The following is a 25,754-nucleotide window of genomic DNA, read 5'->3' as shown; positions in this document are numbered from 1 at the left end:
GTTTTGATGCATGCTATGGGTCCGAATGTGGCTGGGGTAATAGGTACTGCTGTTGCAGCTGGTGTAATGCTGGCTGTACTTAGGTAGAAGAATAGTTATAAAGGGGGTGTACGTTTATGTTGGTGGGAGGTAAAGCTTTAGAGGATATAAGAGTGCTCGATTTAACACACGTTTTAGCTGGTCCGTTTTGTACTATGATCTTGGCTGATTTAGGTGCGGAGGTGATAAAAATTGAGCCTCCAGACGGAGATGATTCTCGGCAATTTGGTCCCTTCGTTAAGGATTCAGATGGGAATCAGCAGAGTGGCTATTTCATAAGTATAAATAGAAATAAAAAGAGCGTATGTTTAAACCTTAAGACTGAAGAGGGTAAAGAAATATTAAGGAAGTTAATATCTATATCTGATGTAGTGGTGGAGAACTTCAGACCTGGAACCATGGAAAAAATGGGCTTTTCCTACGACAAGCTTAAGGAAATAAAGCCCGATATAATTTACTGTTCCATATCTGGTTTTGGACATGATGTTCCTCCAGGAGCTCAAGGTAAACCGGCTTATGATATGGTCGCTCAGGCTTATAGCGGTTTAATGAGTATAACTGGGCCTATGGGAGGCCCCCCCTGTAGAGTTGGTACTTCCGTTGGAGATATAGTAGCTGGGCATCAAGCTGCGATAGCTATTCTTGCTGCCTTGTGGTATAGGGATAGAACAGGAAAGGGACAGCGCATAGATGTATCCATGGTTGATGGTTTAGTTTATATATTGGAAAACGCTATTGTTCGTTACACGCTTGCTGGCGAAATTCCTACGCCTTTGGGTACAGCTCATCCTACCATAACGCCTTTCCAGGCTTTCGAGGCTGCTGATGAGTGGATCGTGATCCCCGTGGGTAATGATAGCTTGTGGGCTAAATTCTGTAACGCTATTGGAAGACCGGATCTTATAGATGATCCGAGATTTAAAACTAATCCTTTAAGGACTAAGAATAGATCGGAGCTTATACCTATTCTTCAAGAAGAGATAAGGAAGAAGAAGGCGAGCGATTGGTTTAAGATATTCGATGAGTATGGAGTACCTTACTCTCCAGTTAATACTATCGATAAGGTTGCTTCAGATCCTGTGATAAGCTATAGAAAGATGATAGTTGAGGTTGAACAACCTAAGATCGGGAGGATAAGGATAGTCGGCTCTCCTTTTAGGCTTTCTGAAACGCCTGGTGAGGTTAGAATGAGGGCTCCTCAGTTGGGCGAGCATACAGAAGAGGTACTAAAAGAAGTGTTAGGTCTTAAGGAGGAAGATTTATTAGTTCTGAAGGAAAAGGGAGTAATAAAGTAGTCTAAAAGGGGGTGCACAGATGGAGATATTGGGGCTTGGTATACTAGCAGGGTGTATGGTAGTTGGATTATTCATAGGCAATTCTCTAGGTAAGCTGCTCGGACTTAACAGCGATGTGGGTGGGGTTGGCTTTGCCATGCTTCTATTAGTTTTTATTACTAACTACTTAGAGATAAAAGGTAAACCATTGCCCGAGCGAGTGGGGAAAGGTATAGAATTCGTAGCTGCTCTTTATATACCTGTAGTAGTCGCTATGGCTTCTATTCAAAACGTTGTAGCTGCTGTTAAAGGCGGATGGACAGCTTTATTAGCTGGTGGAGGAGCTACTGTACTTTCCTTTTTCATCGTTCCGCTTATATCTAAGATTGGAAAGTCTAAACAAGGTTAGGTTATGGGGGGATGACTTAAGATGTTAAGCTTACTTGAGGGAGTACTTGTTAGGAATAATTTGGTTACGGCTTTCGGAGTAGTGGCTATTTTAATGCTTATAGCTGATAGGATAGCTACATCGATTGGTCAGAAGAGATTGAGCTCTTCCATAGCTATAACGCTTGGTTTAATTTTAGCTTATATAGGTGGCGCTTACACTGGAGGAAAAAACGGTATAGCAGATGTTAAAATTTTCTCAGGCATGGCTTTACTTGGTGGTGCTATGCTTAGAGATTACGCTATTATTTCTACAGCCTATGGAGCTAAATGGGAAAATCTTAAGAAAGCCGGTTTACCCGGAACTGTATCTTTATTTGTAGGAGTATTTTTCTCCTTCGCTATAGGGTGTATATTTGCAGTGTTGCTTGGCTTTAAAGACCCGGTTTCTATAACCACCATAGGTGGAGGGGCCTGTACCTTTATAGTTGGGCCTGTAACCGGTTCAGCATTGAAGGCAAGCTCTGATGTTATAGCTCTTTCTATTGCTACGGGTGTTGTTAAGGCTGTTTTAACGATGATGTTAACGCCTTTTATAGCGCCCAAAATAGGATTGAATAATCCGACCGTAGCCATGGTTTATGGTGGTATAATGGGAACAACTAGTGGTGTAGCAGGGGGGTTAGCAGCTACCGATCCTAAGCTTGTTCCTTATGGAGCCATGACTGCCACTTTCTATACAGGCTTAGGGTGCTTATTGATACCATCCGTTGGTTTCTTAATCGTTAAAGCATTCTTTTAAATAGTTTTAAGCTTATTGACATTTTTTCTTAAGCAGATGTATAATTAGCCTAGAATATCATGAGAAAGCTAAAGATGTGCTATTATGTTTATTATTATAGCTTCATAGGGTCTCCGGCTTTAAGGCCCCCTTAGGGGGAAGCCCTTAAGTTTTGGTTTAAAGTGAGCCGGGGGCTCCATCGAATAGGTGGAGCCCCCGGTTTAATTTTATATATCGGGAGGGTTAAAGATGATCGATGCTAATAATCAATTGGCAGCTTTAAAGGATAGTGTTAAAAGGGCTTATCTGGGTTATCCTTGGTATCGTGAGAAGATGGATGAGGCCGGGATTAAACCGGAGGATATAGCAAGCCTTGAAGATATTAGATATCTTCCCTTTATGACCAAGGATGATCTTAGAAAAGGATACCCTTGGGGTGTAACTGCTGTTGATGTGGTTGATGTAATTAGAATTCACTGTTCTTCTGGGACTACGGGCAAGCCTACAGTTGTTAGTTATACCCAGGGAGATATTGATAAGTGGGCTGAGCTTATGGCCTGGTGCCTTCGTGTGGCTGGTTTAAGAAAAGATGATATATTTCAAATATCTTACAACTATGGTCTCTTCACCGGTTCATTTGGTTATCACTATGGAGCTGAGCGTATCGGATGTTGTGTAATTCCAGCTTCAGGGGGTTATACGGAAAGACAAATAGAGCTTATGATGGATCTTGGAACAACTGCTATTACTTCTACTCCAAGCTATGCTCTTTATCTTGCTGAGGTGTTGGCTGAGAAAGGTATTTCACCGGATCAGCTTAAGCTTCGCTTAGGTATATTTGGTGGTGAGCCTTGGAGCGAGGAGATGAGGGTTCAGATAGAAAGGGGATTGGGCTTGGTTGCGCTTGATTGCTATGGTTTAAGTGAGATATGGGGACCAGGTGTGGCTATCGAGTGTTCTTATAAAGATGGTCTTCACATAAGGGAAGATTATTTTATAATGGAAGTTATAGATCCAGAAACCTTAAAGCCTATCCCAATGGGAGAGGAAGGAGAGCTTGTTATAACTACTTTGAATAGAGAGGCCACACCTATGATAAGATATAGGACTAGAGATATAACTAGACTCTTTTACAAAAGCTGTGCATGTGGGCTTTCTGGACTGAAGATGGATAGGGTAAAAGGTAGAACAGATGATATGCTTATAATTCGTGGTGTTAATGTTTTTCCTAAGCAGATAGAGTCTATATTAGGAGGCTTTAGTGAGCTTAGTTTAAACTATCAGCTTGTTGTAGGTGAAAAGAAGCACTTAAAGAGACTTGAGGTAAGGTGTGAGCTTTCTAACGGCTTTATGGGGGATGTAGATGAGCTTACTCAGCGCGTTTCCAAGACACTTAAAGATAAGCTTGGAGTTACAGTGGATCTTGTCATACTTCCTCCAGGTAGCCTTGAGAGATCGTCTGGTAAGGCGAAGAGGTTGATTAGCGGATAGAGGATATAAAATTTTTTTAATATATGGGTGGAAAGATAGGCAGGATTTATAGTATAATTAACTAAGATAAAGACATGGAGAAGGAGCATCGTATAAAATCGGTAGCTAAAGCATTAAAAATAATTGAGATATTGGCTAAAGATGTTGGAGAGATGGCTCTGGGAGAAATAGCGGAGAAGATGAAGATGCCCAAGAGTACAGCTCATGGTTTAATATCCACTCTTTGTGATTTTGGTTATATTGATCAGTCTCCCTTTACGGGTAAATACAGGCTTGGTTTTAAGCTTTTCGAGCTTGGTAACATAGTAGCGCTAAGGTTAGAGGTTAAAAATGTAGCTGCTCCGTATATTCAAAAGCTTGTAGAGGAGATGGAGGAAACCGTTCATTTAACGATACTTGATAAGGGGGAAGTTCTTTATATAGATAAGAGGGAAAGCCAGCAATCTATAAGAATAGCATCACGCGTTGGAGCAAGACTTCCTGCTCATTGCACAGGTGTAGGAAAGGTTTTATTGGCTTTTCTGCCAGCTGAAGAACGAAAGAGAATAATAGCTGAGAAGGGATTGAAGAGGTTCACTAAAAATACTATAACGGATCCAGAGGTTTTAGAGGCTGAGCTTGCAAAGGTGCGAGAACAAGGGTACGCGTTTGATAATGAGGAGTTTATGGAAGGGCTTAAGTGTGTTGCTGCACCTATAAGGGATTACACGGGTAAGGTTTGCGCAGCTATGAGTATTTCTGGTCCTACCTCCCGCTTAAGGGGGGAGAAGCTTGCAAAGGCTGTGGAGAAGGTGGTAAGTGCGGCCGCTGGTATATCTGCGGAGCTTGGGTATAGGGGAGAAAAGGATCGTTAAAGCCTTATTAATAAGTATCATTGCTTTTAAAAGATGGAGAGCAAGCTTTTTAAGCTTCTCCATCTTTCATTTTTGAGTTATGTGGTCCTTGTTTGTAAGGGAGGTGTGTCCTCTTGTTCGATAAAAAAAAGATTATGTTATTTGTAATAGTTCTTAGCTTGTTTTTCTCGGGAGTAGCTTATACGGTTGGACTTAAAGAGCTTATAGGTGTGGTTGGCGGAGGATTGCTTGTTAAGACCATGGCAGAACCGCTTAACTCTTTCATTAATGAGGTAACCTTAAATCGAGGGGTTAAGAATAATTATGCTACAAAGGTGGTTCCTATAGTTAGCGTAGGTAGCGGTGTCTATATAGGAGCTGCACAGGTTTCTGGTCCCGCTAAGGCGATTGATGAAACGAAGGCTGTTGCCAGACTTGAGGTTTCATTTCAAGGTAAAGCGCGAATAGATGTCTTAATCCCTATAGATTCTGAAAATCCTTTAGAGCGCTTTAGGAGAGTTCAGGGTGTTGGTGTAAGCGCTATAATAGATTTGAAGTTGTAAGGAGAGTTTGTTACTTAAAGAACTGATAGCTCAAGTATATCTCTTAAACTGGGGTTTTGGGTCTCTTGACAGCTTGAAAGCTAGAAATTATAATAACTCTGAGGTTAATGTAGAAAGGCATTTTATAATAACGAATAAATTAGTATGGATATAAGGGATTTATTATTTGAGCCTTTAAAGGGGAAGCTTTATATTTTTAAGATAGAGGCAAGGGAGGAAGGAATATTAGCTGGGGTTAAGAGGCTTTTGGAGGAGGCAAAGAGAATAGGACTAGATGTTGATTTTATTAGTGAAGATGGCGTATCCATAAAAAGAGGGGATGTGGTTTTTTGTGGAAAAGGGGATGCTTGGCAGGTAGCCATGGCAGAGGAGCGCCTTCTAGGACTTATAGGTAAAGTTTCTGGTATAGCTACGGCAAGTGCGCTTATGGTTAAGTTAGCGGGTGGAAGAATAAGGGTGGTTTGTGGAGCGTGGAAGAAAGTTCCTTTGGAGGTAAGGCAGGATTTTAGAGAGGCTATAAAAATTGGAGGTGCTGGTATTAGGGTTTTAGAGGAACCGTTTATCTACTTAGACAAAAATTATATTCGTATGTTTGGAGGTTTAGCCCCTGCCATAAGAAAAGCAAAGGAAATAAAGGGAAGGGTGATAGTTGTTCAGTTGCGTGGTGATGTATCGTCTCTGGAAGAGGAAGCTATCGAGTCTTTAAGGGAAGGTGCTGGAGTACTTATGGTAGATACGGGAAGGCTAAAAGACTTAGTTTGTGTTAAGAAGATAGTTCTTGAAAGAGGTTTTAAGGAGAGGGTCAAGGTTGCCTTTAGTGGTGGAGTAAAAGCAGATGATATTGAGAATGTTATAGAAGCTGGTGCTGATATAGTGGATGTGGGAAGAGCTATTATAGACGCTCCTCTTTTAGATTTTAGCTTGGATGTGATAAGGAGTTGAAAAAAAAAGGTGAAGTGGAATTTACTTGAAAAAACTAGTTTTTGGGTTGAAGGCATAGAGTTGTCTAATGTGAATTTGGAGCATTTGTCTAAAGAGGCAGCTTTAGCTCTTGAATTAGAGTCTCATGAAATTATGGTCGTTGATGTAAGACCGAACTTAGTGGCCTTCGATATATTGAGAAGGGAGATAAAGGCGGAAGCTATTGTTGGTAAAGAAAAGGATCTTTTAAAGCGTTTAGGCTCTATTGAGGGAGTATATGTGAAACCTGATGCTAAGGTTCATTCGGAAGGGATATTGGGGCTAATTGCGTTAGGTGAAGAAGAAGCGGATGATTTCATCTCTAGAGCTGCTGAGCTAGCTTCAGAAGTTGTGAAGCAGGTTTCTTTAAGAGCGTTGGTTTTTGCTTCAGGAACCGAGTTAATTTTGGGAAAGATTCAGGATTTAAATTCTCCTTATATAATTGGCTTTTTAAGTAATCTAGGATTCAAGGCGGAATTTGGTGGGATTCTAGCGGATGATGTTTATTCTGTAGTAAATAGATTAGATGAAGCTCTGGGAAAAGGATATGGCTTGATAATCATAACAGGTGGTGTTGGAGCAGAAGATAAGGATTGCAATATAGAGGCTATATTGCAACTTGATCCTAAGGCGCATACCCCTTGGATATTAAAATTTGAACCAGACTATAGGCGTCATCACAAGGAGGGAGTACGCATAGCTGTTGGACGTGTGGGGCTAGCGCGATTGATAGCTTTGCCTGGGCCTCATGAAGAAGTTAAAATTGCTTGTGAAGTGCTTGAAAAATATTTATTAAGAGATGTTGATGATTTTACTATGGCTCAGGAGATTGCCAAGGCCATAAGAAGCCATTGGCAGGCTAAAACGAAGAAAGGAGCTGAGGTTCATGGATCATAGGGAGATAGCCTTAAAGTTGATTGAAGCGGAGAGAAAGAGAAGCCCAATTGATCCTCTTACATCAACCTATCAAGGATTAAGCGTGAATGATGCTTACAAGGTTCAATTGGAGGGAGTAAAAATCAAGATTGGACTTGGTAGGAAGGTAATTGGTAAGAAAATAGGTCTTACAAGTAAAGCTATGCAAGATTTGCTTGGCGTTAAAGAGCCTGATTATGGTCATCTTTTGGATGATATGCTTATTTTACAAGGTCAGCCATGTAAAAGGGAAGATCTTATTCAACCTAAAGTGGAGGGAGAGATCGCTTTCGTATTGGGAGATACCTTGAAAGGACCAGGGGTGACGATGACTGATGTTCTTAAGGCAACAGAGTTCGTTATACCTGCTATAGAGATAGTGGATAGTCGAATTCGTGATTGGAAGATAAAGCTTGAGGATACGATAGCAGATAACGCTTCAAGTGCAAGGTTTATCTTAGGAAGCAAAGCTGTTCCTGTTAAAAATTTAGATTTAAGGCTTATAGGTATGATTTTGGAGAAGAATGGAAGGGTTATGAGTACGGGTGCTGGTGCTGCTGTGTGGGGGCATCCTGCAGCTGCTGTAGCGTGGTTAGCGAATAAACTTGCTGAATTTGGTGTTGCATTGGAAGCGGGAGAGATAATTCTTTCTGGAGCTGTCACAGCTGCTTTAGATGCTAGTAAAGGAGATGTTTTTACCGTAGCCTTTTACGAGCTTGGTTCAGTTACCGTTTATTTTGAATAGGGCCTGAAATTACGTTAGGAGGCGAGCTTTTGTGGATAAAAAGGTGAAGGTAGCTGTAATAGGACCAGGGAATATAGGGACAGATCTGATGTTTAAAATATTGCGTAGCCCCTATCTGAAAATGGAAATGATGATCGGTATTGTAGAATCAGAGGGTATAAGGAGAGCGCAAAGTTTGGGTATTAGAACGAGCGTTAAGGGTATAGATGCTGTTTTGGAGGAAGATGATATAAAGATAGTTTTTGATGCCACAACAGCTAAGGCTCATATCAGGCATGCTCCATTACTTAAGGAGGCTGGCAAAATAGCCATCGATTTGACACCTGCAGCTATTGGTGCTCGTGTTGTTCCTGTGGTTAACTTAGATGAGGTTTCTGATTCACCAAATTTGAATTTAGTTACTTGCGGTGGACAAGCTACTGTTCCAATAGTTTATGCTATAAGCCAGGTTGCGGGGGCAAAGTATGCTGAGATAGTTGCTGCAATTTCGAGTAAAAGCGCTGGACCGGGAACGCGTCAGAATATAGATGAGTTTACTGAGACTACCGCTAAAGCTCTTTGTGAGCTTGGTGGAGCTAAAAAAGGCAAAGCCATAATAATCCTTAATCCTGCTGAGCCTCCAATAATAATGACTGATACTATTTACGTTGAAGTCGAAGATCCTGATGAAGAAAGAATAAGAAGAGCGGTGTTTGATATGGTAAAAAGGGTTCAAGAGTATGTTCCTGGGTATCGACTCAGAGTTCCTCCTATTCTGGACGGTAACAAGGTAACTACGATAATCGAAGTTGAAGGTGCGGGTGACTTTTTGCCTAAGTATGCGGGAAACCTTGATATTATAACTGCAGCTGCTGTTGCGGTGGCTGAGCGATTGGCATTAAAGATGTTGAGAGGGGGGATTATGGTGTGAGCAACAATAAGTTTATTCATATAGTGGATACTACTTTGCGTGATGGTAGTCATGCCGTAGCTCATCAGTTTACTGAGGAGCAGATAGGAAGTATTGCCAAAGGGCTTGATGAGGCAGGAGTTGAGTATATAGAAGTTTCACATGGGGATGGTTTAGGGGGATCCTCCTATAACTATGGTTTTTCTAAATTGACCGATGAAGAGATGCTTCGCGCTGCTGGTAAAGCTATTAAAAGAGGGAGGCTAACCGTTCTGCTTCTTCCTGGAATTGGAACTCATAAAGAACTTAAGCTTGCTTTAGGGTGTGGTGCAAAAGCTGTGCGGGTTGCTACACATGTTACGGAAGCGGATATAGGTGAACAGCATATCCGCATAGCCAAGGAGATGGGGATGGAGGCCTTTGGTTTTCTAATGATGATTCATATGGTCCCACCTGAGAAGGTTGCTGAGCAGGCGGCTCTCTTTGAATCATATGGAGCTGATTACGTTTATTTGGCTGATTCTGCGGGAGCCATGCTTCCTTCGGAAGTTAAAGCATATGTTCAGACTGTTGTTAAAAAAGTTAGTATACCAGTTGGTTTTCATGCTCATAATAACCTGGGTTTAGCTATTGCAAATAGCCTTGCAGCATTAGAGGGTGGTGCTACCTTTTTAGATTCTACATGTAGAGGACTAGGAGCAGGTGCAGGGAACACTCAGACTGAGGTACTGGTGGGGGTTTTAAATAAGGCTGGCTATGAAACTGGTATTGATTTTTACAAGATTATGGATGTGGCGGAGGAGATAGTTGAGCCTATAATGAAGAGGCCCCAAGTTATAAGAAATGCCTCTTTGATGCTGGGTTATGCTGGTGTGTATTCAAGTTTTCTTCTTCATACCTATAAGGCGGCTGAGAAGTTTGGCTTGGATCCTAGAGATATTTTAGTTGAACTTGGTAGAAGGAAGATGGTTGGTGGACAAGAAGACATGATTATTGATGTAGCTTATCAGCTTTCTCGAAGAGATAAGAGTGGATAGAAGTTATTTATAGGGGGGTGAGGGAGCTTGAAGTTGGTTAATCTGGTAGCGGTGGTTAATCTGGAAAAGTGTATAGGATGTAAAACGTGCGAAAGAGTTTGTCCCGTTCTTGCTATAAAGGTTGTAGATCGTAAGGCAAAAGTAGATGTGGAAAAATGCAGAGGTTGTGCGGCTTGTGAGCAGAGATGTCCAGTTTATGCCATATTGATGGAGAGGCGTGATAAACCGTTATTGGTCAAGGTAGATGTTAGCTCTGTTGATTATGATGAGATAATCAGGTTATGTGATAAGGCAAAATTGCATCCTGAACATGTTGCTTGTTATTGTACTGGTACAAGGGCGGAAGAGATAGCTGCTGCTATCCTTAATGGAGCTAAGTCGCCAGAAGATGTTTCCTTAATGACAGGTGCGAGGACTGGTTGTAAGGTGGAGTGTATACAACCTGTTTTGAGGCTTCTTGAGGCTGCGGGAATTAAGCCGTCTCCTCCTCAAGGTGGATGGCAATGGTATGGCAAAACTGTAACGGTATGGGATATTCCGAAAAAAGTTAGGGAGAAACACTCCTCAAGGGGTTTCTATTTTGATGAGGATGAAAAACTATTAGATAGGGTTAGGATGGCACCTTTGCAAGGAAGGGAGGTGAAGTAGGAATGCGTGCCCCTATAATGCCTATTCCTCCTAGAAAGTCTCAATACGGCATTGACCCATCGTTGGTTAAAAAGAGGGTTTCAGAGCTTCCGGGGATGACTTCTGTTCTTATAAGGGAACTTTTTCCTGATATGCCTGATGTTATTTATCCAACTGATAAGGGTGTAGACGCCGTTCGTAAGGCTACAGAGGAAGCGCTAAAGAATGTGGATATGAGTATGATAAAGCCTGAACACTCGGTTAATATACTGGCTTCTCACCATGGTTTTACTCTCTTAGGTGGAGAGCCATATGCTGAAATGCTTAAAACTATAAAGGATGTAATTCAAGTTAAAACTGGCTGTAGAGATATTCGTCTAAGAGCAGGTGTTGGCTTAAGGTTTAGGGAGACCGAAGAATATATTAAGCGCTATGGACTTGATAAGCATTTCGATGATAAAGCTATAGGGATAGCACCAATTGACGAAGGTATACCAATTGAGACCGAGATAGGGACGCTTTACGGTCTAAAGAAGGCCTATGATGCGGACTGGATCGTTCATGCTCACAACTCTGATGTTCGTGAGGTTCACTTTCATAGGCAGGTTGATCGAGCTGTAAAACCCTTTGGTATGTCCTATGCACGTATTGAAACCAGGTCTACATATCATCAAAACATGGGCCCGAGAGCTGCTAACTTTGTTGCAAGGGCAATATTTGATTCTCCTTTTGTTCAGAAGAAGTTTGCATTTGCCTGTTTCCTTACCGTTGCTCCCCATGGGATTATAGGAATAGATGCTGATAATGACCTTTATGCTTTAAACGATCGTATAACATTTATTGGGTGTCGTTACTATGGCAAGATGATGACGCTTTTAGGCTCTATTGATGAATGTATAGTTGCTTTGGACTTTCCATGTCCTGTAGTTTATGTTTTTGCGGGAGGAGTAATATACGCTAATTTTGCTGGGGCTAATACGGACCTTTATGATTTAGATAATGTACCTTTGCCGGGTTATACATGGTATACAGAATCCTTTTATGGAAAGAAGGGGAAGCCGCTTTTAAGCGATATACCTCCCGTTAATCCAGCTATAAAAATGTGTGTGCATAACTATGCTTGGATAGGATATCCCAGTGTTTTCTTTAGTGAGCATATACCAACGATAGTGGTTGGAAGAGAGCAAGCCGATCTATTTAATCGGGATCCTCAGAATTTGAATTACATGAAACATGCCTTAATAGCAGATGATCTTGAAACCGCTATGGAGTTTGCTTACAGAGTTACGGGAACAAGAAAAGTACTTATATTTGACGGAGCTATAGGAGGGATTAACGTTAGCGAACCTTTGGCTGAGTATCTCTTGAAGAAAGCACCTGAGGTCAATGAGAGGGTTGAAAATGAGCTTTTGCCTAAGTGGTTGCGGCAAAGAGGTGTAGATCTAAGGATAAAAGAGCAAATATATAAGAAGTATGCTGTCGGAGCGTAATATGGTTAAAAAGCTTGCCCCCGAGCCGCCACTCGGGGGCATATGCTTGAGATAGTGGTGAGAAAGATGTCAAGGATTAAGCTTCATGGGAGGTGAAAGGTATGTCTAAGACTAATTTTACCATTTGGGAAAAAGGGCCAGGTTTTGCATCAGGAATTAGAGATCTTGGGAGTAAGATAAATGCTAATACTATTACGGCTGGAGTTGTAGCTGCTATTTTTGGATGTACGGGACCAGCATTAATTATAATGAATGCAGCTCAGAATGGGAAGCTTACAGATGTTCAAACTATTTCGTGGTTGTTTTCCGTTTATTTCCTTGGGGGGTTAATTAGCCTTGTTTTAGCTTTGTATTATAAAATGCCTGTGAATGGAGCTTGGTCAATTCCGGGTGCCGTGATGATGGCTTCGGCTCTACCGCTTTTCCCCTTTAACCAAGTTGTTGGCTCTTATCTTATTGCTGGAATAATTGTTTTATTTCTCGGTGTTTCAGGTTTAATAGGTAGAGCCATGCGTTGGATTCCCCTTCCTATAGTTATGGCTATGATAGCCGGGGCTATGTTTAGATTTGGATTAGGGATAGTTACGTCAACTCAGAAGGCCCCATTAATAGGAACTGCTGTCTTGGTGTCTTATTTTGTAGGTTACAGGCTCAGCAGGAAGATATCTCCGATCTTATGGGCTTTGATTGTAGGTATCATCGTAGCCTTTTTAAGTGGCGGTGTGAAATTAGCCGGGGTTAAGATAAGCTGGATGGGGCCACAGTTTTTCACGCCATCTTTTTCCACTGAGGCACTATTTGCTATAGCTATTCCTCTTGCTATACTTGTCATAGGGGCTGAAAACGCACAGGCTTATGGAGTACTTACTGCTGAGGGGTATAAGGCTCCTATAAACGCCATGACGGTTATAAGTGGTATAGGTGGTATAATCACTTCTATATTTGGTGGACATAACGCTAATATAGCTGGCCCTATGACAGCTATATGTAGTTCTGATACAGCTGGACCTGATAAATCTGGGCGCTATGCTGCTACCGTAGTTAATGGCATTCTCTTTGGTTCTTTCGGTTTGTTTGCGAGCATTGTTGTTCCCTTCGTTAGAGCGCTTCCGGCGGAGCTTATAAGTTTGCTTGCTGGATTATCTATGATAGGAGTTTTGCTTAATGCATTTGAAGGGGCATTTTCACCAAAGAAGTTTAGATATGGAGCCTTTTTTGCTTTGGTGATAGCTATGTCTGGTATAGTTTTTCTCAAAATTAGCTCTCCTTTCTGGGCTCTTGTGGGGGGAGTTATAGCTTCTATGATACTGGAGCCTCAGGATTTTAAATCTTAAAGATAGGTGGTAATAGCAGGGGGGGAGGAGAAAAAACCTTCCCCCTTTAATATGCCCCTACGTTCCTATATACTATGAAATGGGGGTGATCAAAATATGCATATAGTAGGGATTAATGGTAGTCCTAGGAAAAATGGTAACACTGCTTTTTTGTTGAATGTTGCCTTGGAGGCTGCTAAAGGTTTTGGAGCTGATGTTTCTCTCATTCATGTAGTTGATGCCTTAAATGGTCAGGGATCTCCCTTTTGTGTAGTGTGTAGTAATCCTTGTGAGGGGCGCTGCTCTAAAGGTAATGCTTTAGGAGAGGCTTTTGATGTTTTGCGTAAAGCTGATGGGATTATTGTGGGTAGCCCGGTGCATTTTGGTACGGTTTCTGCTCAGCTTAAGGCTTTTTGGGATAGAACAAGGATTTTACGCAGGGAAAAGGCATTGCTTAACGTAGTAGGGGTGCCATAACGGTAGCCCGTGCCCGATTTGGTGGGCAGGAAACGACCTTAAAGGCTTTATTTGATATGATGATAATACAGGGAATGATTATAGTAGGTAATGGCTATAAGGAAGCAGATGCTGGGCATCATGGATCTTGTGCTCAAGAGCCTTCTGATAAGGATGAGTTTGCGATAGAGAGAGCTCGTAGACTTGGCTTAAGGGTAGCTGAAGTCGCAAGTGCTACTATGCCCTTACGCAGGAAAGTTTAGTAGGAGGTGAGGATATGGCTCCTCGCTTTGCTCATAGATTTAAAAAGATCCAAGAATTGATGGATGAAAGAGAGCTTGATATTTTGTTTGTAGTTAACAGGGAAAACCTTATATACTTCACTGGCTTAACTCAAATAGAGTGCTTGGCTATTATTATACCGAGAGAAGGAGAACCGTGTGCTGTTACACTTTGGCTTGATGTGGAATATGTTGAGAGGGAGTCCGGTATAAAGACATTTGGGTATATCTTTCCCAGAGAGAGCTTAGGTAGCAAAGTTGTAGAAGTGATGAAATCTTTGGGGTATGTTTCTCCTCGCATAGGATTCGAAAGATATTTTATAGATTACGCTTTATATGATGCGTTGCGCCAAGCTTTTCCTCAAGATAATTTTGTTGGAGCTGGGGATTTATTTTACCGCGTTAGAGCCATAAAAGGGCCTGAGGAGGTTGAAAAGATAAGAAAAGCTGCTATGGCTTTGTGTAAGGGGATGGATGCTGCTATAAAAGCAGTGAAGCCGGGGGTAAGTGAAATTGAGGTTTTAGCAGAGGCGGAATATGCTATGTTGAAAGCAGGGTCTGGAGGCTCTCCATTTCGCCCACATATAATTTCGGGGGAAAGAACGCTTTTAAGTCATCCTTGTGCTAGTCATAAGAAAATTAACGAAGGAGAAGTTGTTGTCATCCATATAGGTGCTACTTATGAAGGCTATTGCGCTAAGATGTGCCGGACGGTAGTTGTTGGTAGAGTATCTTCTGAGCGAGAGAAGACTTACTACCTTTTGCTAGAAGCTCAGAGAAGAGCGATAGCTGCGTTAAGGCCTGGTGCAAGATCTTGGGAGGTAGATGCTGCAGCAAGAGAGGTAATAAGGGAAGCTGGGTATGAAAGATACTATCTTGATGTTGTGGGATATGGTGTAGGGCTGAGACAGTCTGAGTTTTACCCTATAATAGGTAAGAATAGAACTGAAGTTATAGAAGCGGGTATGGTAGTAGATCTTCTTTTACCGACGCTTTATAATAAGGAAATTGGTGGACCAAGGATAACCGATGTTATTTATGTGGGTGAAAAAGGCAATGAGATTTTAACCGCTTATCCGAATGAGCTGTTTAGAGTTTAAGGCTGTGGTTTTAAAGAAGGAGAATAATTTATAGCTCAGATAATACAAAAGAGAAAGGGTGATTTTAAAAGTGGATGTTAGAAGGATCTTAGAGGAGGTTAAAAGGGACAGACTTTCTATTGATGAAGCTTTAAGTATTTTAATTAGGCTTCCTTTTGAGGATATAGATTTTGCTAAGATTGATCATCATAGGAAGCTGAGGCGTGGTATGTCTGAGGTCGTTTTCTGCGAGGGGAAAACTAAGGAGCAGGTTTTAAAGATATTCGAAAAGATGCTCGAAAAGGATGAGGTAAACGTTATCGGCACAAGGGCTAGTAAGGAGCTTTATGACTATCTTAAAGGGAGATTAGGGGAGGAACTAACCTATTATGAGGATGCTCAGGTGATATGCTTAAGGAGGAGGGAAATCAATAGAAATCCTAAAGGATACGTTGCTGTAGTTTCAGCTGGGACGGCTGATTATAAAGTGGCTGAAGAGGCTGCTGTGGTATTGGAAATATTAGGGAATACTGTTAAAAGGATATACGATGTGGGAGTTGCTGGTGTTCACAGGCTTTTTCATTATCTTGACGATATTCAATCCTCTAATGTGATAATAGCGGTTGCTGGAATGGAAGGTGCTCTTCCATCAGTTATTGCTGGGCTTGTTTCTAAGCCTGTTATTGCTGTTCCTACTTCTGTGGGGTATGGGGCTAATTTTAAGGGAATATCGGCTCTTTTAACGATGCTTAACTCATGCTCAAGTGGAGTTGCTGTGGTTAACATAGATAATGGTTTTGGTGCTGCTGTATTCGCTCATATGATTAATTCTCTCGTAAACGGTAATCTTTAAGGAGGTAATTTTATAATGATAATATACTTTGATGCTAAGTCTGGGGTAGCGGGAGACATGCTTGTGGCTTCCTTAATTGATGCAGGTGTGGATTTTGGGTATCTGCTTTCAGGAATAGAATCTCTCGGTCTTAAGGTCAAGGTGAGTTTGGAAGAGAAATCCGTAAATGGTATAAAGGCAAAGAGATTTATAGTTAAAGCGTCTGAGGAGCATCATCACAGGTCGTTTAAAGATATAGTTAGACTTATAGAGAGAAGTAGCCTTGATGATGGGGTAAAAGGCTTATCTTTAAAGATCTTTGAAAAGATAGCCCAGGCTGAAGCTAAGATTCATGGTGTTGATGTTGAAGATGTGGAGTTTCATGAAATTGGTGCTGATGATTCCATAGCTGACATAGTTGGTTTTTCCTTGTGTATAAATTATCTAAAGCCTGATGTTATATTGTTTTCTCCTCTTTTTGATGGTAGAGGTTTTACTAAATCTATGCATGGTTTAATTCCTGTTCCTGCTCCTGCAGTTCTTGAGATAGCCAGACTTAATAATATTCCTTTAGGAACCATAGATGTTGAAAGTGAGCTTGTTACTCCTACAGGAATTGGTATAGCTGCTACTGTGTCTAAGGGCTTCACTTCTATGCCTTACATGAGGATAAAGAGTATAGGTTATGGTGCCGGGACTAAGGTCCTTTCAATCCCTAATCTTTTAAGGGCTGTATTGGGTGAGGAAATCGTACCTGAAAAGGATTGGTTTGAGGTCTTTGCTAATATAGACGATATGACGGGGGAGGAGATGGCCTTGGCTTTGGAAAAGGTTATGGATGCTGGAGCGGTTGACGTATACTTCACTCCAATTTATATGAAGAAGGGAAGACCTGCTTATAAACTTGGAGCTATAGTTTCAGGTGATGTTCTTGACAATGTGATCGAGGCGATATTCAGATGGACATCTACCATTGGAGTTAGAATCATCCCTCTTAACAAGATAGAGATGAATAGGGAAAGTAAGGTAGTTAATGTTGAACCGGAGCTTAGGTTAAAGGTAAGTTCCTTTAAGGACATCAGAAAGGTTAAGCTTGAGTTTGAGGATTTAAAAAAATTGATGTGATAAAATTAAAATAGGTGAATAGGTTATGGAGATACTTATAGAAAGGAAAGATGCGTTAGCCTTTATTGTTCTTAATAGGCCTGAGGCGATGAATACTTTCAATAGCTCTTTAGCTATTCAGCTTAATCAAGCTCTTGTTGAATTTGATAAAGATCCAGGGATTCGAGTCATTATTATTAAAGCTCAAGGTAAGAACTTTTCAGCGGGTATAGACCTTAACGAGTTTTTAAATAAAGATAGCAGGGAACTTAGGAGCTTTATTAAGCTAATGGAGCTTCATAGTCATACTATAGCTAACATGAAAAAGCCGGTAGTGGCCTCTGTTAGAGGGTATGTTCTGGCTAATGGTGCTGGTTTAATGATGGCAAGCGATTTTGCTGTGGCTTCAGAGAATGCAAAGATAGGGACAACGGCAATTAAAGTTGGTTTAGCTTGTATAGGTCCTGGGGTTATAGCTTTAAGATGTCTTGGGAGGAAAAGAGCTCTTGAGATGGTGCTTCTAGGTGAATGGATCGATGCTCATGAGGCTTATAGGCTTGGTTTGGTTAATAGGGTTGTCCCTGATGAGAGCTTGGAAGAGGAAACGGAAAAATTTGCCTTAAGTTTAGCTGAGAAGAATCCCTTCGCTATAGAGCTTGCAAAAAGGGGTCTTTATGCTTCTGAGGATCTTCCTTATCATGAAGCTTTAAGTTATGCAGGGGAGCTTTTCACTTTGCTTGCTCAGACTGAGGATGCTAAGGAGGGAATAAGAGCTTTCTTTGAGAAGAGAAAACCCGTTTGGAGGGGAAGGTAGTTGTTTTTAGGAAGTCAAAGAAAAGGCGTACTCGTGCTTATAGCTGTTATTTTGGTTGCGGGTTTGGTTTTTCATCTTTATGATAAATTTTCTCCTCCGCCAGGAGGAATAATAGTCAAAGCTGAGAAGGACCACCTTAAGGATAGCGAAAAGATTTCTTCTCCTTCAACTATATATGTTCAAGTTTATGGCGCTATTAAGAATCCCGGCGTTTATAAGGTTAAGAAAGGGACGAGGCTCTTTGAGGTAGTTAACATGGCTGGAGGTCCTTCCCCTGAAGCTGATATTAGATCGGTGAACTTAGCTAAAGTAGTAGAAGATGGAGAAAAGATTTTTATTCCAAAGATAGGGGAGGTTTTGGGTTCCTCTTCAACAAGGGATGAAGGAGCTCAGGGAAAGGCTTCTAAGCTTGTAAACGTTAATAAAGCTACTGTGGAAGAGCTTGAAAGACTTCCAGGTATAGGAAAGACCATGGCTAAGAGAATTGTGGAGTACAGGGAGAAAAACGGTCCATTTAAGGAACCTTCCGACTTGCTTAAGGTTAAGGGAATCGGGGAGAAAAAGCTCGAGAAGATAAGGAGCATGATAACCTTTTGAAGGGTTATCCTCTTCTTATAGCTCTTGGAAGCTTTGGTTTAGGTGTAGGGTTAAGCTGGTTTTGTAGATTTAATATCTTTCCCCTTTTAATAGTTTTATTTATAATGGTTTTTCTCTCTTTAAAGTGGCAAATCTTTTTAATCTTTGCTTTAATTATCACAGGTATGGTTTATGCAGAGCTTCGTACCCCATCTAATATTTTTTTAGGAGAGGTGGAGGGGGTTTTTGAAGTTCGTGGTTCACTTGCTGAGTCGAATGGGGACAGGTTTTACCTTTCGAGGTATCTTAAGGATGGGATATATAGGATTAAAGGAGAGTTAAGTGAGATTCCCCAAGATAAAAGAAGCTATCTCTGGAGTAGGGGATTCTATAAGATGTTAAAAGTTGAAACGTTTCATTTAATCAAGCTTTTAAGTGATCCTCTCTTAAATCGTTTGAAAGAGCTATATCCTGAAGATGTGGCTTATTTCTTGTATGGTGCCATATCGGGAGATAAAAGAGGAATTCCATCTGATCTCAAGAATGTAGTTTATCATTCTGGAATAGGGCATCTTCTTGCTGTTTCCGGGCTTCACATAAGTATTTTAGTTGGTTTTTTATGTTTATTTTTAAACATAGTTGGTATTTCCCCAAGGTTTATTTTAATTCTTTCCATAATCCTTTTGCTCCCCTACCTTTACTACATAGGATTTCAGCCATCAGCTTTAAGAGCATATTTTATTTTTTTCCTATTTTCTTTAGGTAAGCTTTTGGGGTTAAGGGTTAGCTTGCTAAACCTTCTTGGGGGTTGTGGCCTTATTCTTGCCATATGGAATCCATTTGTTGTTTGGGATGCGGGTTTTCAGCTATCTTTTTCAGCTTTTCTCTTAATTGTTATTGCTTTAGAGTTTGACCTTCCGTACCACTTAGTTTATTTATTTCCCCAATTAGGAACCCTTCCGATATTAGCCATCCGCTTTGGTTATCTTCCATTGGCATCCTTTTTATCTAACTTTATCAGTATCCCCATTTTTTCTATCGCTCTTCCTTTAAGTGCCTTGTCGCTATTCCCCTTTATAGGGGAGTTTTTAGCTCCTATGGTGACTTTTATTATAGAGCTTATATTTTTTATATCGATGTTGTCTTTAAAGCTATTACCATCTATTAATCTTTGATATAATCTTTGTGAGGTGAATCACATTGTCATGGATCTTTAAGACACCTGACTCCTTTAAGAAAGGGCTTTTAAGCTTAAGGTATGGTATATCTCCTATCACAGCTTCCATTCTTATAAATAGAGGCATAGAGAGGGAAGAGGATGTAGAGATATTTCTTTTCCCTACCTTAGATAAGCTGTATGATCCTTATATTATGCCTGGAGTTAAGGAAGGTGTTGAAAGGCTTAAGAGGGCCTTAGTTAATGGAGAGAAAATACTGGTTTATGGGGATTATGATGTAGATGGAGTTACAGGAACGGCCCTTTTACTTTTGGTCTTAAGAGAGGCTTTTGGTAACAGAATAAGCTATTTCATCCCTCATAGAGTTAAGGAGGGATACGGTCTTCACTCTGAAATAATAAGATATGCTCGGGATAAGGGATTTTCCTTAGTAATAACTGTTGATTGTGGCATAGGTAGCGTAGATGTTGTTTCTGAAGGCTTAAGGATGGGAATAGATTTCATAATAACGGATCATCATATTCCAGGGGAAAGATTGCCTGAGGGAGCTATAATTATAAATCCTAAGTTAAAGGGGAGTAGGTATCCTTTTAAGGATCTTGCAGGGGTTGGTGTAGCGTGGAAGTTCTTGTCTGCGTTTGTTGGAAAACCCTTAGTTGAGTTTCTTGATCTTGTAGCTCTTGGGACCGTGGCTGATATGGTTCCTTTATTAGGAGAAAATAGGATATTAGTTAAGGAGGGTTTTAAACTCCTTGAGAGAGTGATTCGTCCTGGTATAAGGGAGCTTCTTAAGGAGGCCGGGATAAAACCCTCAAGGAAGATCGATGAATGGTTGATTTCTTTTATCATGGCCCCAAGACTCAATGCTGCAGGTAGAATGGATATCGCTGATCTGAGTGTAAATCTCTTATTGACGCCATCCTTTTTAAAAGCAAGAGAGCTGTCTAAAAGGCTTAATATTTTAAATTCAAAGAGAAAGAGTATTGAAGAGAGGATGCTTAACGATGTTGAAGGTAGGATAGAAGATTTGCCTATAATCTTTTTATATGATGAGAAGTGGCATTTAGGGGTTTTAGGGATAGTTGCCTCGAAACTTGTTGAGAAGTATGGTAAGCCTGCGTTTTTAATGTGTAAGGGTGGTGGAAAGGTAAAGGGATCTGCTCGTGGAATTGAGGGTTTTAGAATAGATGAGGCTTTGTCTTACTGTTCTGAGGTCCTTGACAGCTATGGTGGACATGAGCTTGCGGGGGGATTCTCTTTAAAAGAAGAAAAAATCTTTGATTTTAAGGAAAAACTTTTAGATTTCTCGAAAGGGAAGGCTTTTCCCTTAGTTGAATGGCGGTGGATAGATGGTAAGTTGGAAGGTAAAGACCTTACATCTTCTCTGGCTCAGGAGATTTCAAATCTTTCTCCTTGGGGGAAGGGAAATCCGCAGCCGTTATTTGTCTTAGAGAATGTGATTCTTCAGTCAAACGGTTTAAATGGTAATCGTTCTTTCAAAGGTATAAAGGATGGGATTGTTTTTGATGTGTTTTCTCCAAAAGGGGATTTACCTTTTTGGGTTGGGAAGAAGGTAACTCTCCTTGGTTTCTGGTGCTTAGATAGCTGGGCGGGAACGCCCTGCTTCAAGGTTGAAAACCTATTTAATGGGGGTGACTGGTCTTGATAGATCTAAAGGAGAGGATAAGATCCATACCTGATTTTCCAAAGAAAGGGATACTTTTCAGGGACATAACCACGCTTATAAAGGATAAGGAGGCTTTTAAGGAGGCTTTAGAACGTTTGGCTGAGCCTTTCAAGGGAAAGGCTATAGATAAGGTAGCTGCTATTGAGGCAAGAGGGTTTATATTTGGTACACCTTTGGCTTACATTTTAGGGGCTGGTTTTGTTCCTGTAAGGAAAGCTGGAAAGCTTCCTGCTGATAAGATCTTTGAAAGATGTACTCTTGAATATGGTGAGGAGCGCTTAGAGATTCATGTGGATGCTATATCTAAGGGAGAAAAGGTTTTGATAGTGGATGATCTTTTGGCTACTGGTGGAACCGTTTTAGCCACTAAGAGGTTAATTGAGCGGCTTGGTGGGGAGGTGTTGGGTTTTGCATTCCTCATTGAACTCAGAGAGCTTAACGGGAGAGAAGCGCTTAGAGGATACGACGTCTATAGCGTTATCCAGTTCTGAGATAGATAAGGTAGATAGGGAATTTGAGGAGCTGAAAGAGCTCCTTAGGAAGAGAGAAGAGAATCTCGATTTAAGTATAATAGATAAGGCTTTTTATTTTGCTAGAAGGTTTCATAATGACCAAAAGAGGTTATCAGGTGAGCCTTATATAGTTCACCCAATTGCTGTTTCAAAAATACTTGCGGAGCTTGGTCTAGATGAGGAAACTATAGCAGCGGCGTTACTTCATGATTTATTGGAAGATACCTCATGCTCTCGGGAAGAGCTTGAAAAGGAGTTCGGTGGAACCATAGTTCGCCTTGTTGAGGGAGTTACAAAGCTAAGTCAAATTCCTTTTAAGGATGAGCATTCTTATCAGATTGAGAATTTAAGGAAGATGTTTTTGGTTATGGCTCATGACATAAGGGTGGTACTTATAAAGCTTGCTGATAGGCTTCATAATATGAGAACCGTAGATTATCTTCCTCAGGATAAAAGAGAGAGAATAGCAAAAGAAACCTTACAGATTTATGCCCCCTTAGCTCATCGATTAGGAATTCATAAGATTAAGTGGGAACTTGAAGATCTGTCTTTTAAAGTGCTTAATCCTGAGATGTATGAAACCATTTCGAAGCATGTTATGAGAACAAGGAAAGAAAGAGAGATTTATATAGAGGATGTCAAGAAAATTCTTCTCTCTGAACTTGAGAAGTTAGGCATAAACGCAATTATTCAGGGCAGGCCTAAGCATTTTTACAGCATATATCAGAAAATGAAGAGGAAGAACTTAAGTCTTGATGAGGTTATGGACCTTCATGCTGTCAGAGTTATAGTGAATACTGTTACAGAGTGCTATACCGTTTTAGGTGTTGTTCATAGTTTATGGAGGCCTATACCTGGGCATTTTGATGATTATATAGCAATGCCTAAGTCTAATATGTATCAGTCTCTTCATACTGCGGTTGTTGGCCCTGGTGGGGAGCCGCTTGAAGTTCAGATAAGGACTTGGGATATGCACAGGGTTGCCGAGTATGGTATAGCTGCTCACTGGAGGTACAAGGAAGGAAAGAGAAGGATAGACAGCATAGAAGAGAAAATTTCCTGGTTTAGAAAATTGTTGGAATGGCAAAGGGATGTTATAAGCCTTGACGAGTTCAGTGAGGGGATTGAGACAGAGCTTTCTGATGTGGAGGAAGTTTACGTTTTTACACCGAAAGGGGATATCCTATCTTTACCCAAGGGTTCTACGCCTGTTGATTTTGCCTATGCTATCCATACAGATGTGGGTAACAGTTGTGTAGGGGCGATAGTTAATAACAGAATAGTTCCTCTAGATTACAAGCTTCAGCACGGTGATATAGTTAAGATACTTACCTCCTCTCATGGTGCTCCGAGTAGAGACTGGCTTAACTTCGTTAAAACCTCGAGAGCGAAGACAAAGATAAAGCAGTGGTTTAGAAGAAAGGAGTTAAAGGAGAGAGAGGCCTTAATTAGAAGGGGAAGAGAGATCTTAGCGAGGGATATAAGAGGGAGAGGAGCTGACGATCAGAAGATTTTAGCTTCTGGCAAGCTTAACGAGCTGGCAAAAGAGTTTGGCTTCTTAAGCGAGGAGGATCTTCTTCTTGGTATAGCTGAAGGAACCCTCTCTGTAAGTAGCGTTCTTCAAAAGCTTCTTGGTTTTAGGATAGAGGAAAAGAGAGAGCCGGAGAGAAGAAAGTCTTATAGTCCTCTTGGGATAATGGTTGAGGGAATAGATGGGATCCAAGTTAACTTGGCTAAGTGTTGTAGCCCTGTTCCAGGCGACGAAATTTTGGGGTATGTAACTAAGGGGCGTGGTATAACCGTTCATAGGGTAGATTGTAAATCTTTAAAAACTTTTGATACTAAAAGGTTCGTTAGAGTTTGGTGGGGAGGATTTATGGAAGGGGACTTCCCTGTAAAGGTAAGGATAGAGGCTTTTGATCGGCCAGGTTTGGTAGCCGATATCTCTAGGGAGATAGCCTCTTTCGGTATAAATATAGATTCTATGAATGTAAAGGTTAAACAAAGCGGTATGGCTGAGATTTCCATGACCATAAGGGTTAAAAACCTTAACTTCCTATATAATTTATTTGGTAAGATAAGAGAGGTTAGTAGCGTAATAGCTATTCAGAGGGAGGGTTAAATGGAAAGTGAGAGCTCTTATACAACGCGTTAAAGAGGGTGCTGTTTTCATAAACGATAAGGAAGTGGGAAGGATAGGGAAAGGTTTTGTGATTCTTTTAGGTGTTGGTCAGAATGATACCATAGAGGATTTGGATTATCTTATAGATAAAGTAGTCAACTTAAGAGTTTTTCCTGATATGGATGGCAAAATGAACCTGTCTTTGTTAGATGTGGGAGGAGAGGCCTTGGTTGTTTCTCAGTTTACCCTTTATGCTGATTGTAGGAAGGGAAGAAGACCAAGCTTTACTGAGGCCGCTACGCCGGAAAAGGGTAAGGAGATGTATGAACTTTTTATAAATAGACTTAGAGAGAGGGGAATCAGGGTTGAAACTGGTGAGTTTGGTGCGATGATGCTTGTTAAGATTTATAATGATGGCCCTGTTACGATTATGCTTGATAGCGAGGATAGAAGGAGGCCTCGTAGGGGATGATTCTAAAGCGATGGGTTTTGGGAGAATTAGCTTCTAATGCCTATCTTCTTGCTGACGAGATTAATAAAGTTGCGCTTGTTGTTGATCCTGGTGGGGATCCATGGGAGATAATAGATTTCTTAAAGAGAGCTCCTTTTGATCTTAAATATATACTTAATACTCATGGACATGCGGATCACATAGCTGGAAATGCTGCTTTAAAGAGAGCTTTTGAAAATGCTAAAATTCTAATACATGAGGAAGACGCATCTATGCTTACTTCTCCTGCCTTAAATCTCTCTATATGGTTAGGGAGCGTTATATCCTCTCCTAAAGCTGATATGTGCCTCAGTAATGGGGACCTGATAGAGCTTGGTAATTTTAAAATTGAGGTTATACACACTCCTGGACATACTCCTGGGAGCGTTTGCTTTTATGTGAAAGATGTGGGGATACTCTTTTCTGGTGATACCCTTTTCTGTAGATCTGTGGGGAGGACAGATTTCCCTGGTAGTTCTTGGGAAGCTTTGATAAGTTCCATAAGGAATAAGCTTTTTAGGCTTCCTAAAATTACTAAGGTTTATCCTGGTCATGGAGAGGAAACGACAATAGAGGAGGAGATGTATGGAAACCCGTTCCTCGTTTAAGCTTAGGCCGGGATCTGAGAAGCCACGGGAGAAGCTTAAGCTTTATGGAAGTTCTTTTTTATCTGAGGCGGAACTTTTAGCGATTATCTTAAGAACTGGTTCTAATAAAAGTAGCGTCTTGGAGCTATCGGAAAGGTTACTTAATACATTTGGTGGTCTTAAAGGGCTTTTGGAGGCGACCTTAGAGGAGCTTGAGGGAATAGAAGGTATGGGTCTAGCTAAAGCATGCCAAATAAAGGCGGTAGCTGAGATCGTAAAGAGGATTGAAAGAAGTCCTTTTTCGCCTTATATAAAGATATTAAATCCTTTTGAAGCTTATCGTTTTCTTAAGGGAGTGTTCTCTTGGGAGAGAGAAGAGATTTACGTTTTATCCCTTGACGCCAAAGGAAAGCTCTTGGGTGTAAAAAAGGTGGGACAGGGTACTTTAGCGGAGAGTCCTTTTTACCCTAGAGAGGTGATAAGCGCTGTTATTAAATCCAATGCTTCTAGGATGATAATTTCTCATAATCATCTTTCTGGTGATCCTTCTCCGAGTGAGGAAGATATCCTTGTAACGGAGAAGATAAAGGAGCTTGCTTTTAAGATGGATATAAGGTTTGATGATCATATAATAATTGGCAATAAAAGGTTTTACAGCTTCGCTAAGAAGGCAGTTTTAGAGGAGGGATAGC

At 40.9% G+C, this 25,754-nt stretch carries 27 protein-coding genes and 1 pseudogene; all 28 read left to right on the top strand.

Annotated elements, in window-relative coordinates:
• The coding region (locus tag NZ900_03490; protein MCS7233159.1) for a sodium ion-translocating decarboxylase subunit beta at window positions 1-87 on the top strand (87 nt) is incomplete at its 5' end.
• 29 nt (window positions 88-116) lie between these two features.
• The gene (locus tag NZ900_03485; GenBank protein ID MCS7233158.1) at window positions 117-1,334 is read left to right on the top strand and encodes a CoA transferase; all 1,218 of its coding nucleotides are present in this window, start codon (window positions 117-119) and stop codon (window positions 1,332-1,334) included.
• A gap of 19 nt (window positions 1,335-1,353) precedes the next feature.
• Window positions 1,354-1,722, top strand: a complete 369-nt coding sequence (gene madL, locus NZ900_03480; GenBank protein ID MCS7233157.1) for a malonate transporter subunit MadL — start codon at window positions 1,354-1,356, stop codon at window positions 1,720-1,722.
• 21 nt (window positions 1,723-1,743) lie between these two features.
• Window positions 1,744-2,502 carry a malonate transporter subunit MadM gene (gene madM / locus NZ900_03475; GenBank protein ID MCS7233156.1) on the top strand — a complete coding sequence of 253 codons (759 nt, stop codon included), beginning with the start codon at window positions 1,744-1,746 and terminating at the stop codon, window positions 2,500-2,502.
• A gap of 228 nt (window positions 2,503-2,730) precedes the next feature.
• Window positions 2,731-3,972, top strand: coding sequence for a phenylacetate--CoA ligase (locus tag NZ900_03470; GenBank protein MCS7233155.1), 1,242 nt, complete (start codon window positions 2,731-2,733; stop codon window positions 3,970-3,972).
• 74 nt (window positions 3,973-4,046) lie between these two features.
• Entirely contained in the window at window positions 4,047-4,826 is a 780-nt protein-coding gene (locus NZ900_03465) for an IclR family transcriptional regulator (protein MCS7233154.1), read from the top strand.
• A 134-nt stretch (window positions 4,827-4,960) separates the two neighbouring features.
• Window positions 4,961-5,368, top strand: a complete 408-nt coding sequence (locus tag NZ900_03460) for a hypothetical protein (protein MCS7233153.1) — start codon at window positions 4,961-4,963, stop codon at window positions 5,366-5,368.
• Window positions 5,369-5,512: 144 nt separating this feature from the next.
• Window positions 5,513-6,310 carry a nicotinate-nucleotide pyrophosphorylase gene (locus NZ900_03455; protein MCS7233152.1) on the top strand — a complete coding sequence of 266 codons (798 nt, stop codon included), beginning with the start codon at window positions 5,513-5,515 and terminating at the stop codon, window positions 6,308-6,310.
• Window positions 6,311-6,319: 9 nt separating this feature from the next.
• The gene (locus NZ900_03450) at window positions 6,320-7,225 is read left to right on the top strand and encodes a molybdopterin-binding protein (GenBank protein MCS7233151.1); all 906 of its coding nucleotides are present in this window, start codon (window positions 6,320-6,322) and stop codon (window positions 7,223-7,225) included.
• Complete coding sequence (locus NZ900_03445; protein ID MCS7233150.1) at window positions 7,215-7,988, top strand: fumarylacetoacetate hydrolase family protein; 774 nt, start codon at window positions 7,215-7,217, stop codon at window positions 7,986-7,988. Before NZ900_03450 ends, NZ900_03445 begins: the two co-directional genes overlap by 11 nt.
• 31 nt (window positions 7,989-8,019) lie before the next feature.
• Entirely contained in the window at window positions 8,020-8,898 is an 879-nt protein-coding gene (locus NZ900_03440) for an acetaldehyde dehydrogenase (acetylating) (protein ID MCS7233149.1), read from the top strand.
• Window positions 8,895-9,914: a 4-hydroxy-2-oxovalerate aldolase gene (dmpG, locus tag NZ900_03435; GenBank protein ID MCS7233148.1), complete on the top strand. Its 1,020-nt coding sequence runs from the start codon at window positions 8,895-8,897 to the stop codon at window positions 9,912-9,914. Before NZ900_03440 ends, dmpG begins: the two co-directional genes overlap by 4 nt.
• Window positions 9,915-9,941: 27 nt before the next feature.
• Complete coding sequence (locus tag NZ900_03430) at window positions 9,942-10,562, top strand: 4Fe-4S binding protein (GenBank protein MCS7233147.1); 621 nt, start codon at window positions 9,942-9,944, stop codon at window positions 10,560-10,562.
• Window positions 10,563-10,564: 2 nt separating this feature from the next.
• Window positions 10,565-12,031, top strand: a complete 1,467-nt coding sequence (locus NZ900_03425) for a hypothetical protein (GenBank protein MCS7233146.1) — start codon at window positions 10,565-10,567, stop codon at window positions 12,029-12,031.
• 101 nt (window positions 12,032-12,132) lie between these two features.
• Window positions 12,133-13,365, top strand: a complete 1,233-nt coding sequence (locus tag NZ900_03420) for a benzoate/H(+) symporter BenE family transporter (GenBank protein MCS7233145.1) — start codon at window positions 12,133-12,135, stop codon at window positions 13,363-13,365.
• 96 nt (window positions 13,366-13,461) lie between these two features.
• Window positions 13,462-14,063: pseudogene (locus NZ900_03415) on the top strand (flavodoxin family protein).
• A 14-nt stretch (window positions 14,064-14,077) separates the two neighbouring features.
• Window positions 14,078-15,181, top strand: coding sequence for a Xaa-Pro peptidase family protein (locus NZ900_03410; GenBank protein ID MCS7233144.1), 1,104 nt, complete (start codon window positions 14,078-14,080; stop codon window positions 15,179-15,181).
• Window positions 15,182-15,251: 70 nt separating this feature from the next.
• Entirely contained in the window at window positions 15,252-16,013 is a 762-nt protein-coding gene (gene larB / locus NZ900_03405; GenBank protein MCS7233143.1) for a nickel pincer cofactor biosynthesis protein LarB, read from the top strand.
• 15 nt (window positions 16,014-16,028) lie between these two features.
• Complete coding sequence (gene larC / locus NZ900_03400; protein ID MCS7233142.1) at window positions 16,029-17,117, top strand: nickel pincer cofactor biosynthesis protein LarC; 1,089 nt, start codon at window positions 16,029-16,031, stop codon at window positions 17,115-17,117.
• A gap of 25 nt (window positions 17,118-17,142) precedes the next feature.
• Complete coding sequence (locus tag NZ900_03395) at window positions 17,143-17,910, top strand: enoyl-CoA hydratase/isomerase family protein (protein ID MCS7233141.1); 768 nt, start codon at window positions 17,143-17,145, stop codon at window positions 17,908-17,910.
• Complete coding sequence (locus NZ900_03390) at window positions 17,911-18,507, top strand: helix-hairpin-helix domain-containing protein (protein ID MCS7233140.1); 597 nt, start codon at window positions 17,911-17,913, stop codon at window positions 18,505-18,507.
• The gene (locus NZ900_03385) at window positions 18,504-19,661 is read left to right on the top strand and encodes a ComEC/Rec2 family competence protein (protein MCS7233139.1); all 1,158 of its coding nucleotides are present in this window, start codon (window positions 18,504-18,506) and stop codon (window positions 19,659-19,661) included. Before NZ900_03390 ends, NZ900_03385 begins: the two co-directional genes overlap by 4 nt.
• 25 nt (window positions 19,662-19,686) lie before the next feature.
• Window positions 19,687-21,330 carry a single-stranded-DNA-specific exonuclease RecJ gene (recJ, locus tag NZ900_03380; protein MCS7233138.1) on the top strand — a complete coding sequence of 548 codons (1,644 nt, stop codon included), beginning with the start codon at window positions 19,687-19,689 and terminating at the stop codon, window positions 21,328-21,330.
• Window positions 21,330-21,842, top strand: a complete 513-nt coding sequence (locus NZ900_03375) for an adenine phosphoribosyltransferase (protein ID MCS7233137.1) — start codon at window positions 21,330-21,332, stop codon at window positions 21,840-21,842. The genes recJ and NZ900_03375 overlap by 1 nt, the downstream gene beginning before the upstream one ends.
• Window positions 21,760-23,985, top strand: coding sequence for a bifunctional (p)ppGpp synthetase/guanosine-3',5'-bis(diphosphate) 3'-pyrophosphohydrolase (locus NZ900_03370; protein MCS7233136.1), 2,226 nt, complete (start codon window positions 21,760-21,762; stop codon window positions 23,983-23,985). The genes NZ900_03375 and NZ900_03370 overlap by 83 nt, the downstream gene beginning before the upstream one ends.
• Before the next feature lie 7 nt (window positions 23,986-23,992).
• Window positions 23,993-24,457: a D-aminoacyl-tRNA deacylase gene (gene dtd / locus NZ900_03365; GenBank protein ID MCS7233135.1), complete on the top strand. Its 465-nt coding sequence runs from the start codon at window positions 23,993-23,995 to the stop codon at window positions 24,455-24,457.
• Window positions 24,454-25,083 (top strand): MBL fold metallo-hydrolase, encoded by a 630-nt coding sequence (locus NZ900_03360; GenBank protein ID MCS7233134.1) that lies wholly within the window; start codon window positions 24,454-24,456, stop codon window positions 25,081-25,083. Before dtd ends, NZ900_03360 begins: the two co-directional genes overlap by 4 nt.
• On the top strand, window positions 25,061-25,753 hold the full coding sequence (gene radC / locus NZ900_03355; GenBank protein ID MCS7233133.1) for a DNA repair protein RadC: 693 nt from the start codon (window positions 25,061-25,063) through the stop codon (window positions 25,751-25,753). Before NZ900_03360 ends, radC begins: the two co-directional genes overlap by 23 nt.
• Window position 25,754: the final 1 nt, after the last annotated feature.

The organism is Synergistota bacterium, assembly GCA_025060595.1.
Classification (GTDB): domain Bacteria; phylum Synergistota; class GBS-1; order GBS-1; family GBS-1; genus 42-11.
This window is presented reverse-complemented; position numbering and strand designations above follow the sequence as displayed.